We start from the raw sequence: 14,010 nt of genomic DNA, 5'->3' as shown, positions 1-14,010 counted from the left end.
ACCGGCTTTCCGATGGGGAGTGAACCTGACCCCCCAAGACACCGTCCTAGAGGGCGCAATGTCGCCGGATGCCGGAATGGCACCGGAATCAAGGTCTCTCGCAGAACTACGGGATGCGATGTCTGTCAGGATAGATGGGGAAATGTCAGGTGGGGTTCCAGACCGAACAGGTAGGACGCGACGCATAGTCCGTGGTCCCCGCCCTGAGGCCGTCCCCGCCCTCGTCGCCAGGGCCTGCACGCTCGTAGGGGTCCTGGACATCGCCGCCGGCGTCTTCCCGCGCTTCCGGCGCAGCCGGATGCACGCCATGGCCGAGGTGCTGCCGGGTTCGTTCGGCCCCTTCGCCGCGGCGCTGTCGCTCAGCGCCGGCGTGCTCCTGCTGCTCCTCGCCCACGGACTGCGCCGCCGCAAGCGCCGGGCGTGGCGCGCCGCCGTGGTGCTGCTGCCGGCCGGCGCCGTCGCCCAGTTCGCGTACCGCCATTCGCTCATCGGCGTCGTCATCTCCCTGGCGCTGCTCGCCCCGCTGCTGCGCCACCGGAGCGAGTTCGCCGCCCTGCCCGATCCCCGCAGCCGCTGGCGTGCGCTCGCGAACTTCGTCCTCATGGGCGCCGGCTCCCTGGTCCTCGGACTGATCATCGTCAGCGCCCACGAGGACCGGATGGTCGGCGACCCGAGTCTGGCCGACCGCCTCGCCCACGTGCTGTACGGCCTGTTCGGCTTCGAGGGCCCCGTCGACTACGCCGGACCCACCTCCTGGACGGTCGCCTTCTCGCTCGGCGCGCTCGGCTGGCTGACCGCCGTCACCACGATCTATCTGGCCTTCCGCCCCGAACACCCCGCCGCCCGCCTCACGGAGGACGACGAGACCCGGCTGCGGACCCTCCTCGACAAACACGGCGGCCGCGACTCACTCGGTCACTTCGCGCTCCGCCGCGACAAGGCCGTCGTGTTCTCGCCCAGCGGCAAGGCGGCCGTCACCTACCGCGTCGTCTCCGGCGTGATGCTGGCCAGCGGCGACCCCATCGGTGACGTCGAGGCCTGGCCCGGTGCCATCGAACGCTTCATGGACGAGGCCAAGGCCCACTCCTGGACCCCGGCCGTGATGGGCTGCTCCGAGACGGGCGGCGAGGTGTGGACCCGCGAGACCGGCCTCGACGCCCTGGAACTGGGGGACGAGGCGGTGGTGGACGTCGCGGATTTCTCGTTGGCCGGGCGCGCGATGCGCAACGTGCGCCAGATGGTGAAACGCATCGAGCGGGCTGGCTACGAGACCCGGGTACGGCGCATCCGTGACCTGAGCGAGGGCGAACTGGACCGGATACGTCGCGCCTCGGAGGCGTGGCGCGGCACGGACACCGAGCGCGGCTTCTCCATGGCGCTCGGCCGCATCGGCGACCCGTCCGACAGCGACTGCCTGATCGCCACCGCCCACAAGGCCGACGACGCACCCGGCCCGTACGGTGACCTGAAGGCCGTCCTCCACTTCGTCCCGTGGGGTACCGACGGGGTCTCCCTGGACCTCATGCGACGCGACCGCGCCGCCGACCCCGGCATGAACGAACTCCTCATCGTGGCCGCGCTGGAGGCGTCCCCCCGCCTCGGCATCCAGCGGATCTCGCTCAACTTCGCGATGTTCCGCTCGGCGCTGGCACGCGGCGAGAAGATCGGCGCGGGGCCCGTGCTGCGCGCCTGGCGGGGCCTGCTGGTCTTCCTGTCCCGCTGGTTCCAGATCGAGTCCCTGTACAAGTTCAACGCCAAGTTCCGCCCGCGCTGGGAGCCCCGCTTCGTCGTCTACGGCTCCTCCCGCGACCTCCCGCGCATCGGCTTCGCCGCCATGCAGGCCGAGGGCTTCGTGACCCTGGCCCTTCCCGGCCTGCTCCGCCGCCGTGTCCGGTCCCCGCGCCCCTGCGCCCACGCGGTGGCGGACCGCGGGGTCACAGCGGCGTAGCCGCGCGGACCGGCCCGCGCGAGGGCTCCCGCCCCGTCTCCGGGGCCCTCGCACGGACCCCACGGGCCCGCACGGTGGAGGGCGTCCGGGGAAGGTCCCGAACCGGCCGCGAGGTGGCCCGAAGGCCCCGGTCAGGGACGACCCGCGAAGGAATCCGGCCCACGCCGGAGGCCTAGGCTGGACGTATGAGCACTGAGAGCCGGCGCGGCCACGTCGCGGGACTGCCGACCTGGGACCGCTGCGCGGTCATGGGAGTCGTCAACGTCACGCCCGATTCCTTCTCGGACGGCGGCCGCTGGTTCGACACGACGGCCGCCGTCAAACACGGCCTCCACCTGGTCACCGAGGGGGCCGACCTGGTGGACGTGGGCGGCGAGTCCACCCGCCCCGGCGCCTCCCGTGTCGACGAGGCGGAAGAGCTCAAGCGGGTGATCCCGGTCGTCCGGGGCCTGGCCTCCGAGGGGGTCACCGTCTCCGTGGACACCATGCGCGCCAGCGTCGCCGAGCGGGCGCTCGCCGCGGGAGCCGCCCTGGTCAACGACGTCAGCGGCGGCCTCGCCGATCCCGCGATGATCTCCGCCGTCGCCGCGGCGGGAGCCCCCTTCGTGGTCATGCACTGGCGCGGCTTCCTGGAGGGCGGCAACGTCAGGGGGACCTACGCGGACGTCGTCTCCGAGGTCGTCGACGAGCTGCACGCACGCGTGGAGGCCGTTCTGGCCGGCGGCGTCAGCCCCGACCGGATCGTCGTCGACCCGGGCCTCGGCTTCTCCAAGGACTCCGAGCACGACCTGGCCCTCCTCGCCCACCTCGACCGGCTGGGCGGGCTCGGCCGTCCGCTCCTGGTCGCCGCGTCACGCAAACGCTTCCTCGGCCACGTCCTGGCAGGCCCGGAGGGCGCCCCGCCGCCGGCCCGCGAACGGGACGCCGCCACCGCCGCCGTCTCCGCGCTCGCCGCCCACCAGGGCGCGTGGGCGGTCCGCGTCCACGAGGTACGGGCCACCGCGGACGCCGTACGTGTCGCGCGAGCCGTCGAGGGAGCCCAGTGAGCGCACCGCGCACCGATGTCGAGCAGGTCGAACTCGCCAACACCGCCTTCTACGAGGCACTGGAAAGGGGCGACTTCGAGGAACTGTCGTCCCTCTGGCTGGCCCCCCTGGACACCACCGACGACCACATCGGCGGCGAGGATCCGCACGTCTCCTGCGTCCACCCCGGCTGGCCGGTCCTCAACGGCCGCGGCGAGGTCCTGCGCTCGTACGCGCTCATCATGGCCAACACCGAGTACATCCAGTTCTTCCTCACGGATGTGCACGTCTCCGTCGGCGGCGACACCGCGCTGGTCACCTGCACCGAGAACATCCTCAGCGGCGGCCCCGCGCCCGACGACAGCGACGAGCTAGGCCCGCTGGTCGGCCAGCTGGTGGTCGCCACGAACGTGTTCCGGCGCACGGACGACGGCTGGAAGCTCTGGTCGCACCACGCCTCCCCCGTCCTGGCCGAATCCGGCGAGGAGGAGGACGAGGAGACACCCGGTTGAGTGGGCCGGACGCCCGGCGGAACCAATGGAGTGGTTGGAATCACGAACCACCGGGTAGGGGCCGCTACCCACCCATGAGCCCGGCGTTCCCCAGGGGAAACACCCGATGAAGCCTCGTGACCATCATGGGGGCGCTCGCCCCGCGGACGAGCATTGTCAGTGGCCGCAGGTAGATTCGTTCGAAGGCCGGTGTGCCGACCGCACGCGGTGCACGACGGGCCCTACCGACGATTGCAGGAGTGATTCGCGTGGATCGTGTCGCGCTGCGCGGCCTCAAGGCTCGCGGACACCACGGTGTCTTCCAGAAGGAACGCGAAGAGGGACAGCCCTTCATCGTCGACCTGTCGCTGGGCCTCGACACCCGGTCGGCCGCGGCCGACGACGACCTGACGAAGACCGTGCACTACGGCATCGTGGCGGAGGAGGTCGTGGCCATCGTCGAGGGCGAGCCCGTCGACCTCATCGAGACGCTCGCCGAGCTCATCGCCCAGGCCTGCCTCAAGCACGACGGGGTAAAGGAGGTCGAAGTCTGCGTCCACAAGCCGGACGCGCCGATCACCGTCCCCTTCGACGACGTGACCGTCACCATCACCCGGAGCCGAGTATGACCGCGTCCTACACCGAAGGCCACAGCGACCCGACGGTCCAGCCGGTGCCCGCCTCCGTGGTGGAGCGCGTGGACGCCGCCGACACGACACTGCAGAACCCGAAGCGGGCGGTCCTCTCGCTCGGCTCGAACCTGGGCAACAGGCTGGAGACCCTCCAGGGCGCCATCGACGCCCTGGAGGACACCCCCGGCGTCCGCGTCAAAGCGGTCTCGCCGGTCTACGAGACGGAGCCGTGGGGCGTCGAGCCCGGCAGCCAGCCGACGTACCTCAACGCGGTCGTGGTCCTCAGGACCACCCTCCCCCCGTCCTCGCTCCTGGAGCGGGCGCACGCGGTCGAGGAGGCCTTCGACCGGGTACGCGACGAGCGCTGGGGCGCACGCACGATCGACGTGGACATCGTGGCGTACGCCGATGTCGTCTCGGACGACCCGGTCCTGACGCTCCCTCACCCGCACGCCCACGAGCGGGCCTTCGTTCTCGCCCCGTGGCACGACGTCGAGCCCGAGGCCCAGTTGCCCGGCCGTGGCCCGGTGGCACAGCTCCTCGCCGGCGTCGGCCGGGACGATGCCACTCCCCGCGCCGACCTGGAACTCCACCTGCCCGAGTAGTCGTTAAGGTCAAGACGACCAGAGGCCGGACGACCGTCCGGGGGCGGGTGACCGAAGGGGCAAAGTGAAAGAGCTGCGGATCAGGACGCTGGCCGCCGTGTTCGTCGTGGCGGGCCTGCTGTCCTGGGCGGGCGCCCGGCTGTGGAACGCGGTGGGCACACTTCCCCGCGTCCCTCTGGCCGCCCCCATCGTGCTGGCCCTGATCGCCGTCGTACTGCTGTCCACGGCGCTCTCGCTGCGCGCCCGTCTCAAGGCCCAGCGCGAGCGCCGCCCCGGCGCCAAGGGCGTCGACCCGCTGATGGCGGCCCGCGCGGTCGTCTTCGGCCAGGCGAGCGCCCTGGTCGCCGCCCTGGTGGCGGGCATGTACGGCGGCGCGGGCGCGTTCCTGCTCGAGTCCCTGGAAGTCCCGGCCCGGCGCGACCAGGCCATCTACGCCGGCTTCTCGGTCCTGGCCGGCATCGCCGTCATAGCGGCCGCCTTCCTCCTGGAGCGCGTCTGCAAGCTCCCGGAGGACGACGACAACGAACACGGCGGCGCGGCCCCGGCCGCGTAAGGGTCACCAGGGCTGCCGGGCGAGGTGCCCGTAGACCCGGAGCCGGGATGCGGGTCTACGGCCGGGACCATGCCGCCTCCCCGAGCTGCAGGGGGGTGCTGTGGGTGCTGCTCGGGCTGGAACGTTCCTCGTGACGGCCGACCGCCGGCCACGAGGAGCTTCGAGGCCCTGCCGGGTCAACGTGCCAGTATCAGGCTCATCGCCTCAGCCCGGGTCGTGGCATCACGAAGCTGGCCGCGCACCGCGGACGTCGTGGTCTTGGCACCCGGCTTGCGAATGCCACGGACCGACATGCACATGTGCTCAGCCTCGATGACGACGATCGCGCCGCGCGCCTCAAGGATCCGCATGAGCGAGTCGGCTATCTGCGTGGTGAGCCGCTCCTGTACCTGAGGCCGCCGGGCGAAGACCTCGACGAGGCGCGCCAGCTTGGACAGGCCAGTGATCTTGCCGGTGTCGGCCGGGATGTACCCGACGTGAGCCACGCCGTGGAAGGGCAGGAGATGATGTTCGCACAAAGATACGATTTCAATGTCCTTCACCAGGACCATCTCGTCGTGCCCGAGGTCGAACGTCGTCGTCAGCACGTCCTCCGGAGCCTGCCGCAGTCCGGCGAAAAGCTCCTTGTACGCCCTGGCCACCCGCCCCGGCGTCTCCCGCAGGCCCTCACGCTCCGGGTCCTCGCCCACGGCGATGAGGAGCTCTCGTACGGCGTTCTCGGCGCGCTTCTCGTCGAACTCGCCGATCGAGCCCTCGCCGTCCAGTGTCACGGGGTCGGTCATGTGGTCCTCGTTCCTGTGCCTCTCGGCGCGTGCGGTTCGACGCGCCGACGTGCGGGCATACCGAAATGCCGCGCCCCCCAGGCTAAAACCTGGGGGGCGCGGCAGTCATTCCGGGCCGGCTGAGGCCGCCGGAGAGCTGAGCGGGTCAGCTCTCGGTGCGGTCCTCGGGAGCCGCTTCCTTCGCCGGGACGGATTCCGTCTTGACGATGGACGGCGTCGCGCCGTTCGCCCCGTTCGTCAGTGACAGCTCCTTGGGGGAGAGCACCGGCGGGCGGGTGGACGGCGTGCGGCGGGAGGAGCCGGTCCACGCGGGGCGGGCCGGGCGCTTCACGATGGGAGCGAAGACCTCGGCGATCTGCTCCTTGCTCAGCGTCTCCTTCTCCAGCAGCTGGAGCACCAGCGCGTCCAGAACGTCGCGGTTCTCGACCAGGATCTCCCAGGCCTCGTTGTGCGCGTTCTCGATGAGCTTCTTGACCTCTTCGTCGACGAGCGCGGCGACCTCTTCCGAGTAGTCGCGCGGGTGCGACATCTCCCGGCCGAGGAACGGCTCGGTGTTGTCGCCGCCGAACTTGATCGCGCCGAGACGCTCGGTCATGCCGTACTGCGTGACCATCGCGCGGGCCGTTGTGGTGGCCTTCTCGATGTCGTTCGCGGCACCGGTGGTCGGGTCGTGGAAGACGAGCTCCTCGGCCGCGCGGCCGCCCAGCATGTAAGCCAGCTGGTCCAGCATCTCGTTGCGCGTCGTGGAGTACTTGTCCTCGTCCGGCAGGACCATCGTGTAACCGAGGGCCCGACCACGCGACAGGATCGTGATCTTGTGGACCGGGTCGGAGTTCGGAGACGCCGCCGCGACCAGGGCGTGGCCGCCCTCGTGGTACGCGGTGATCTTCTTCTCCTTGTCCGACATGATCCGGGTCCGCTTCTGCGGGCCCGCGACCACTCGGTCGATCGCCTCGTCCAGCATGTTGTTGTCGACCAGCTTCATGTTGCTGCGGGCCGTCAGGAGCGCGGCCTCGTTCAGCACGTTGGCGAGGTCGGCACCGGTGAAGCCGGGGGTGCGGCGGGCGACGGCGGACAGGTCGACGTCCGGAGCGACCGGCTTGCCCTTCTGGTGAACCTTGAGGATCTCCAGACGGCCCTGCATGTCCGGGCGGTCGACCGCGATCTGGCGGTCGAAGCGGCCGGGGCGCAGGAGGGCCGGGTCGAGGATGTCGGGCCGGTTCGTGGCGGCGATGAGGATCACGCCGCCCTTCACGTCGAAGCCGTCCATCTCGACGAGCAGCTGGTTCAGCGTCTGCTCGCGCTCGTCGTGACCGCCGCCGAGGCCGGCGCCGCGGTGGCGGCCGACCGCGTCGATCTCGTCGACGAAGACGATCGCCGGGGCGTTCGCCTTGGCCTGCTCGAAGAGGTCACGGACCCGGGAGGCACCGACACCGACGAACATCTCGACGAAGTCGGAACCCGAGATCGAGTAGAAGGGAACGCCCGCCTCGCCCGCGACGGCGCGTGCGAGCAGCGTCTTGCCGGTACCCGGAGGCCCGTACAGGAGCACGCCCTTGGGGATCTTCGCCCCGACGGCCTGGAACTTCGCCGGTTCCTGCAGGAACTCCTTGATCTCCTGGAGCTCCTCCACCGCCTCGTCCGAACCCGCGACGTCCGAGAACGTCGTTTTCGGGGTGTCCTTGGTGATGAGCTTCGCCTTGGACTTCCCGAAGTTCATGACCCGGGAGCCGCCGCCCTGCATCTGGTTCATCAGGAACAGGAAGACGACGACGATGAGAACGAAGGGAAGCAGCGACAGCAGGATGCCCAGGAACGGGTTCTGCTTCGACGGCGCGACTGTGTAGCCGTCCGGAATCTGCTTGTTCTGGTACTTGTCCTGCAGGGTGTTGGCCAGGGCCACGCCCTGGTCGCCGATGTAGCTCGACTGGATCTTCGAGCTGCCATCGACCTTCTCGCCGTCCTTCAGCGAGACCTTGATGACCTGCTCGTCGCCAGTGGTGATCTTGGCCGACTCGACCTTGTTGTCATTGATCGCCTGGACGACCTGGCCGGTGTCCACTGTCTTGTAGCCGCCGGACGAGCCGACGACCTGCATCAACACGACCACGGCAAGGACGGCCAGCACGATCCACATGACCGGCCCACGGAAGTATCGCTTCACGTCCATCCATACGGAGCGGAGCCGCCCCGTCCCTCCTGCCATAGTGAGTTTGATAAAGACTTAGAAAGACTGTTCTTCGGACGGTACCCCAGCATTGTCACCCGCAGCCGCAGGGGACGACTGGCAATCCCGCCCACGCATGCTCCAACGGCGCGAAACCCGCTGGGGTTCCCGATCGTCTTACGAAGACCGGGACTCGGGGGTTCAGCCGCCGTAGACGTGAGGCGCGAGCGTACCGACGAACGGGAGGTTGCGGTACTTCTCGGCGTAGTCCAGGCCGTACCCGACCACGAACTCGTTCGGGATGTCGAAGCCAACCCACTCCACGTCGATCGCCACCTTGGCCGCGTCCGGCTTGCGCAGCAGCGTGCACACCTTGAGGGAGGCGGGCTCGCGGGAGCCGAGGTTGGAGATCAGCCAGGACAGGGTCAGCCCGGAGTCGATGATGTCCTCGACGATCAGGACGTGCTTGCCCTTGATGTCGGTGTCGAGGTCCTTGAGGATCCGCACCACACCGGAGGACTGGGTGCCCGCGCCGTACGAGGACACCGCCATCCAGTCCATGGTGACGGGGGTGGACAGCGCACGCGCGAGGTCCGCCATGACCATGACGGCGCCCTTGAGCACCCCCACGATCAGCAGGTCCTTGCCCGCGTACTCCGCGTCGACCTTCGCGGCCAGCTCAGCCAGCTTGGCGTCGATCTCTTCCTTGGTGATGAGCACCGACTTGAGGTCGGTGCCCATGTCTTTCGCGTCCACCCGCATCACTTTCGGTCGTCCCACCGGCTGTCCCGGCCCTCCCCGGAGGGGGGCGCGGTTCAGCTTTGCCGAATCACCAGTCTGCCACCCTGCCGCTGCGCGACGACTTTGCCCGGGAGATTGATGACTCCCTGACCGCGCCAGCCGGTGATCAGCCGGTCGACTTCCTCGATGTGGCGGGCGAACAGCGAACCGGCCGGGGCGCCCGCCTCGATGGCGGCGCGGCGCAGGATGCGGCGGCGCACGGCGGGCGGCAGGGCGTAGAGCTTGGCGCACTCCAGCAGGCCCGCGGTGTCCCGTACGGAGGCCTCGGCCTGCCGGGCCCAGGCGTCGAGGGCGTCGGCGTCGTCGCGGGAGAGCTGGGCCGTGCGGGCGAGGGCCCCGACCACTCCTTTGCCCAGCGCCTTCTCCAGGGCGGGCAGGCCCTCGTGTCGCAGTCGCGAACGGGTGTAGGCCGGGTCGGCGTTGTGCGGGTCGTCCCAGACCGGCAGCGACTGGACCATGCAGGCCTTGCGCGCGGTCTGCCGGTCGAGGTGCAGGAACGGGCGCCGGTAACGGCCGCCGGCCCCCGAGACCTCGGCCATTCCGGACAGGGAGCGGATGCCGGAGCCGCGGGCGAGGCCCAGCAGAACCGTCTCGGCCTGGTCGTCGCGCGTGTGTCCGAGGAGGACCGCAGCGGCGCCGTGGCGCTCGGCGGCGGCGTCCAGGGCGGCGTACCGGGCGTCGCGGGCGGCGGCCTCGGGGCCACCGTCGCGGCCCACCGTCACGGCGAGGGACTCGACGGGCGCCATGCCCAGCTCGACGAGGCGTCCGACCACGTCGTCGGCGCGCAGATCGGAGCCGGACTGCAGACCGTGGTCCACGGTGATGCCACCGGCGCGGACACCGAGTTTGGGTGCTTCGAAGGCAAGGGCGGAGGCGAGCGCCATGGAGTCGGCGCCGCCGGAGCAGGCGACGATGACGAGCGGGCCGTGCGGGCCGCGTGGACTGTGCGGGTCGAGCGGGGAGGACCCGCCCGGGGGACGTGTGTGGTCGAGGAGGATGTCGTGGAGTACGCGGCGGACCGCCAGGCGTATCGCCGCGACCGCAGGATGGGGACCCATGTCCGGTTCCCTTCATGAAGTTTTCGGGGGGTGAGCCCGAGTTTCGGTCACTCAGAGTGTGTAGATGGTGACAGAAACAGGCCGTTCCCCGAGCATTGCACGCCCACGCATGGCCCACGGTCCCTCGGACGGGTGATTGGAGGGGCGTTCACCTGCCGTCGGCCGGATTCGTTTCACGACCTTGCCGTAGGGTTCACGACTCCGTCTTGCGGTGCACCCGCGCGACCCAGTCCGCCGGTTTGGCGATCTCCGCCTTCGTCGGGAGCGTGTTCGGGGAGGTCCACACACGGTTGAACCCGTCCATGCCCACCTGTCCGACGACCGCGCTCACGAACCGTTCACCGTCCCGGTACTGCTTCAGTTTGGCGTCCAGACCCAGCAGCTTGCGCAGGGCGAGGTCCAGGCGCGAGGCACCCTTGGCGCGGCGCTGCTGGAACTTCTCGCGGATCTCCGCGACGGACGCGACCACGTCCGGGCCCACTCCGTCCATGACGAAGTCCGCGTGCCCCTCCAGGAGCGACATCACGGCCGTCAGCCGGGCCAGGATCTCCCGCTGGGCGGGCGTCTGCACGATCTCGACCAGTGAGCGGCCCTCGTCCTCCTCGCCCTCGGGCCGGCCGCCCGCGAGCGACTGCGCCGCCTCCCTGACGCGCTCCAGGACCGTCATGGGGTCGACCTCGGTCTCCGCCAAGAAAGACTGGATTTCGCCCTCCAGGTGGTCCCGCAGCCAGGGCACGGCCGAGAACTGGGTGCGGTGGGTCTCCTCGTGCAGACACACCCAGAGGCGGAAGTCGTGGGGCTCCACGTCGAGTTCGCGCTCCACGTGGACGATGTTCGGCGCGACCAGCAGGAGCCTGCCGCCGCCGTTCTCCCCGGCGGGCAGCTCGCGGGTCGCGGGGGCGAAGGTCTCGTACTGGCCGAGGACCCGCGACGACAGGAACGACAGCAGCATGCCCAGTTCCACGCCGGTCACCTTGCCGCCGACGGCGCCGAGGACGGCTCCGCCCGGACCGCTCCCCCGGCGTTCCTGCATCTTGTCCAGCAGGGGCTTGAGGACCTCCCGGAACCCGGCCACGTTCGCCCGCACCCAGCCGGGGCGGTCGACCACGAGTACGGGGGTGTCGTGGGTGTCCTCCGTGCCCATCCGCGTGAAGCCCCGGACGTGCGCCTCCGAGGCCTTCGCGTGCCGGCGCAGCTCCGCGACGATCTCCCGGGCCTCGTCGCGGCTCACGTCGGGGCCAGGCCGCACGAGCCGGGTCGCGGTCGCCACCGCGAGATTCCAGTCGACCATCCCAGTAGATGCGGCACCACCGATGCTCGTCATGCGTCAACCGTACGTGAGGGGATCGGGCTGCGGGCAGGGGTAAGGCGCCGGATGAGTCCCCCGCCCGGGGCTGCCGGGGCTCGTGTGGCGGCGGGGGCTCAGGCCCCGTCGGCGCGTCCGGCGGGGCCCGGTCCGCGTCCGGCGGTCCACGCCGGATCGGCGGCGGGGTGTCCGGTGCGGCGCCGCCGCACGGCGGGGAATCTCCGGCGTACGGGGCGGACTCGGCGGATCCGGCCATGCGGCCGGTGCCCTGCCAGACAACGTCCGCCCGTCGAGGACCGGCGTCCGGTACGTGCTCCCGGCATGCCGGGAGCGGACCCCCGTACCGGGCGTACTCGGGTGCTGGGCGGACGGGAATCGCCGGACAGGTCCTAGCGGCAGCCGCAGCCCGCCAGCGCCGAGGCCGTGTCGTCCAGCGCCGACTGGGCCGCCATGGGGTCGGAGGTGCCGGAGGCCAGGAAGGCGAAGGCCAGCAGCCGGCCGTCCGCGTCGACGACCGTGCCCGCAAGGGTGTTCACCCCGGTCAGGGTGCCGGTCTTGGCGCGTACGACGCCGGGGCCGGAGGAGTCGTCGGTGTAGCGGTCGCTGAGGGTGCCCGTGAAGCCCGCGACCGGGAGGCCGGTCAGCACCGGGCGGAGCTCGGGACGGGCGGGGTCACCGGCCTTCACCAGGAGGGCGGTGAGCAGGTCCGCCGTCAGCCGGTCGTCGCGGTCGAGGCCGCTGCCGTCCGTGAAGTGGGCCCCGGACAGCGGGAGTCCGAGCTTCCGCAGCTGCGCGTCGATCGCCCCGGCGCCGCCGCCGAAGCTCGCCTGCCGGCCCGTGGCGACGGCGACCTGCCGCGCCATGGCCTCCGCGATGTCGTTGTCGCTGTTCGTCAGCATCCGCTCCACGAGGGCGGACAGGGGTGGCGAGGAGACCGAGGCGAGGGCCTGCGAGCCGCCGGTGGCCTTCGACGGGCCGGGCGCCGTGGCGTCGATGCCCCTGGCCCGCAACAGGTCCGCGAACGTCCCCGCCGCGTCCACCGCCGGGTCCGCGGTGCGCGCGGCCGGGCCGCTGGTGGAGGTGTCGGTACGGCCCTCGTCGGCCGTCAGGGCGCTGACCGGCGCGAGGTTGGGGTTGGGGCCGATGGGGTGCACGGCGGGACCGGAGTAGAGCGAGGTGTCGTACGAGAGCGTCACCCGGTCCAGGTGACGGGCCTTCAGCGCCTTCGCCGTGCCGTCGGCGAGGGTGCGCAGGCTCGCCCACTCCCCGGCGTCCTTGCGGGCGGTCAGTGTCGGGTCTCCGCCGCCGACGAGGACGACCTCCTTGGTGCCGGGCTCCAGCACCGTGCGGGTCACGAGGCGGTGGTCGGCGCCCGCGGCGGAGAGCACGGCGACCGCGGTGGCGATCTTGGTGGTGGAGGCCGGGGTCTGCGCCGTGCCCGCCTCCTTGCCGTACAGCCGTCCGCCGGTCGCCACGTCGACGACCACGGCCGTGCGCCGGGCTCCGAGCTCGGGAACGCCCAGGAGCCGGTCGAGGGCGGTCGCGAGGGCCTTCCCGTCCGGCGCGGGCGCCACGGAGGTGGCACTGCCGAGGCCGGTGAGCACGGACGCGGCGCTGGGCGCGGGCAGCGGCGCCGCGGGGGACCTACCGGCGTTCCGCCCGTGATCTGCGCCACCCTCCTGGTCCCGCGATGCGGCCCAGTCACGCTCCGCCGTACGCTGACCGGTGGAGTCCCAGGGACCGGCCACGGCCACCGCACCGACCGCGAGCGCCAGGCCCGCGGTGGCGGCCACGGCCGTGAGCTGCGGGGTCGTGATCCTCCCGGAGCGCGGCCGCACGGCTTGAGCGACCCGCACCAGCTGCGGCCGTACGGACCGCGCAGCCCGCCTCACCCGCGGTCGCACGGCCCGGACGACCCGCGTCACGCGCGGCTGAACGGCCCGCGCGACCCGCAGCACACGCGGTCTCGCGGCCCGCCAAGCCCTCAGCTCTGGCACGACCACCAGCCCCTTTCGCGATCACCCACCTGCGTGAGGGACACTTAACCACCAGAACTATGTGTTGATCATGGAGGAGCCACCGGTGGAGTTCGACGTCACGATCGAGATTCCGAAGGGTTCGCGGAACAAGTACGAGGTGGACCACGAGACCGGTCGGATCCGTCTGGACCGTCGACTCTTCACCTCGACCAGCTACCCGGCCGACTACGGCTTCGTCGAGAACACCCTCGGCGAGGACGGCGACCCGCTGGACGCGCTGGTCATCCTGGACGAGCCGACCTTCCCTGGCTGCCTCATCCAGTGCCGCGCGATCGGCATGTTCCGTATGACGGACGAGGCCGGCGGCGACGACAAGCTGCTGTGCGTCCCGGCGCACGACCCGCGGGTGGAGCACCTGCGCGACATCCACCACGTGTCGGAGTTCGACCGCCTGGAGATCCAGCACTTCTTCGAGGTCTACAAGGACCTGGAGCCCGGCAAGTCCGTCGAGGGCGCCAACTGGGTGGGCCGCACGGAGGCCGAGGCCGAGATCGAGCGTTCCTACAAGCGGTTGAAGGAGCAGGGCGGTCACTGATCCCTCCTGAGTTCCGCGGGCCGCGCCACCCCTGCCGGGGTGGCGCGGCCCGTTCGTGTATCAGTGCG

General features: G+C 71.0%; 13 protein-coding genes. 7 read left to right on the top strand and 6 right to left on the bottom strand.

What is annotated here, in order from left to right:
• Window positions 1-142 precede the first annotated feature (142 nt).
• The 6 genes from ABZV34_RS27685 (at window position 143) to ABZV34_RS27660 (ending at window position 5,254) form a co-directional block, all read left to right on the top strand.
• The gene (locus tag ABZV34_RS27685) at window positions 143-1,948 is read left to right on the top strand and encodes a phosphatidylglycerol lysyltransferase domain-containing protein (RefSeq protein ID WP_356282126.1); all 1,806 of its coding nucleotides are present in this window, start codon (window positions 143-145) and stop codon (window positions 1,946-1,948) included.
• A 185-nt stretch (window positions 1,949-2,133) separates the two neighbouring features.
• Window positions 2,134-2,994: a dihydropteroate synthase gene (gene folP / locus ABZV34_RS27680; protein WP_356282124.1), complete on the top strand. Its 861-nt coding sequence runs from the start codon at window positions 2,134-2,136 to the stop codon at window positions 2,992-2,994.
• Entirely contained in the window at window positions 2,991-3,485 is a 495-nt protein-coding gene (locus ABZV34_RS27675) for a nuclear transport factor 2 family protein (protein WP_356282122.1), read from the top strand. Before folP ends, ABZV34_RS27675 begins: the two co-directional genes overlap by 4 nt.
• A gap of 248 nt (window positions 3,486-3,733) precedes the next feature.
• A complete protein-coding gene (gene folB / locus ABZV34_RS27670) occupies window positions 3,734-4,093 on the top strand; it encodes a dihydroneopterin aldolase (protein WP_356282119.1) in 360 nt (119 codons plus the stop codon).
• Complete coding sequence (folK, locus tag ABZV34_RS27665; protein WP_356282116.1) at window positions 4,090-4,701, top strand: 2-amino-4-hydroxy-6-hydroxymethyldihydropteridine diphosphokinase; 612 nt, start codon at window positions 4,090-4,092, stop codon at window positions 4,699-4,701. The genes folB and folK overlap by 4 nt, the downstream gene beginning before the upstream one ends.
• Before the next feature lie 64 nt (window positions 4,702-4,765).
• Window positions 4,766-5,254, top strand: a complete 489-nt coding sequence (locus tag ABZV34_RS27660) for a DUF3180 domain-containing protein (RefSeq protein WP_356282114.1) — start codon at window positions 4,766-4,768, stop codon at window positions 5,252-5,254.
• Window positions 5,255-5,430: 176 nt separating this feature from the next.
• Here ABZV34_RS27660 and folE read toward each other — a convergent pair whose 3' ends face one another.
• The 6 genes from folE to dacB form a co-directional block, all read right to left on the bottom strand.
• Entirely contained in the window at window positions 5,431-6,036 is a 606-nt protein-coding gene (gene folE, locus ABZV34_RS27655) for a GTP cyclohydrolase I FolE (RefSeq protein ID WP_356282111.1), read from the bottom strand.
• Between the two features lie 145 nt (window positions 6,037-6,181).
• A complete protein-coding gene (gene ftsH, locus ABZV34_RS27650; protein WP_356282108.1) occupies window positions 6,182-8,206 on the bottom strand; it encodes an ATP-dependent zinc metalloprotease FtsH in 2,025 nt (674 codons plus the stop codon).
• Between the two features lie 198 nt (window positions 8,207-8,404).
• A complete protein-coding gene (gene hpt, locus ABZV34_RS27645; protein WP_168533898.1) occupies window positions 8,405-8,965 on the bottom strand; it encodes a hypoxanthine phosphoribosyltransferase in 561 nt (186 codons plus the stop codon).
• 53 nt (window positions 8,966-9,018) lie between these two features.
• Window positions 9,019-10,062 carry a tRNA lysidine(34) synthetase TilS gene (gene tilS / locus ABZV34_RS27640; RefSeq protein ID WP_356282105.1) on the bottom strand — a complete coding sequence of 348 codons (1,044 nt, stop codon included), beginning with the start codon at window positions 10,060-10,062 and terminating at the stop codon, window positions 9,019-9,021.
• 193 nt (window positions 10,063-10,255) lie between these two features.
• Window positions 10,256-11,386: a zinc-dependent metalloprotease gene (locus tag ABZV34_RS27635; RefSeq protein ID WP_356282102.1), complete on the bottom strand. Its 1,131-nt coding sequence runs from the start codon at window positions 11,384-11,386 to the stop codon at window positions 10,256-10,258.
• Between the two features lie 371 nt (window positions 11,387-11,757).
• On the bottom strand, window positions 11,758-13,371 hold the full coding sequence (dacB, locus tag ABZV34_RS27630; protein ID WP_356282099.1) for a D-alanyl-D-alanine carboxypeptidase/D-alanyl-D-alanine-endopeptidase: 1,614 nt from the start codon (window positions 13,369-13,371) through the stop codon (window positions 11,758-11,760).
• A 79-nt stretch (window positions 13,372-13,450) separates the two neighbouring features.
• On the opposite strand from dacB, the gene ABZV34_RS27625 reads away from it, so the two are divergent.
• Window positions 13,451-13,942, top strand: a complete 492-nt coding sequence (locus ABZV34_RS27625) for an inorganic diphosphatase (protein WP_189150540.1) — start codon at window positions 13,451-13,453, stop codon at window positions 13,940-13,942.
• Window positions 13,943-14,010 lie beyond the last annotated feature (68 nt).

This window comes from Streptomyces sp. NPDC005195 (assembly GCF_040608315.1).
GTDB lineage: Bacteria > Actinomycetota > Actinomycetes > Streptomycetales > Streptomycetaceae > Streptomyces > Streptomyces kaempferi.
Note: the sequence above shows the minus strand (reverse complement) of the source record. Positions and strands in the feature narration are given on the sequence as shown.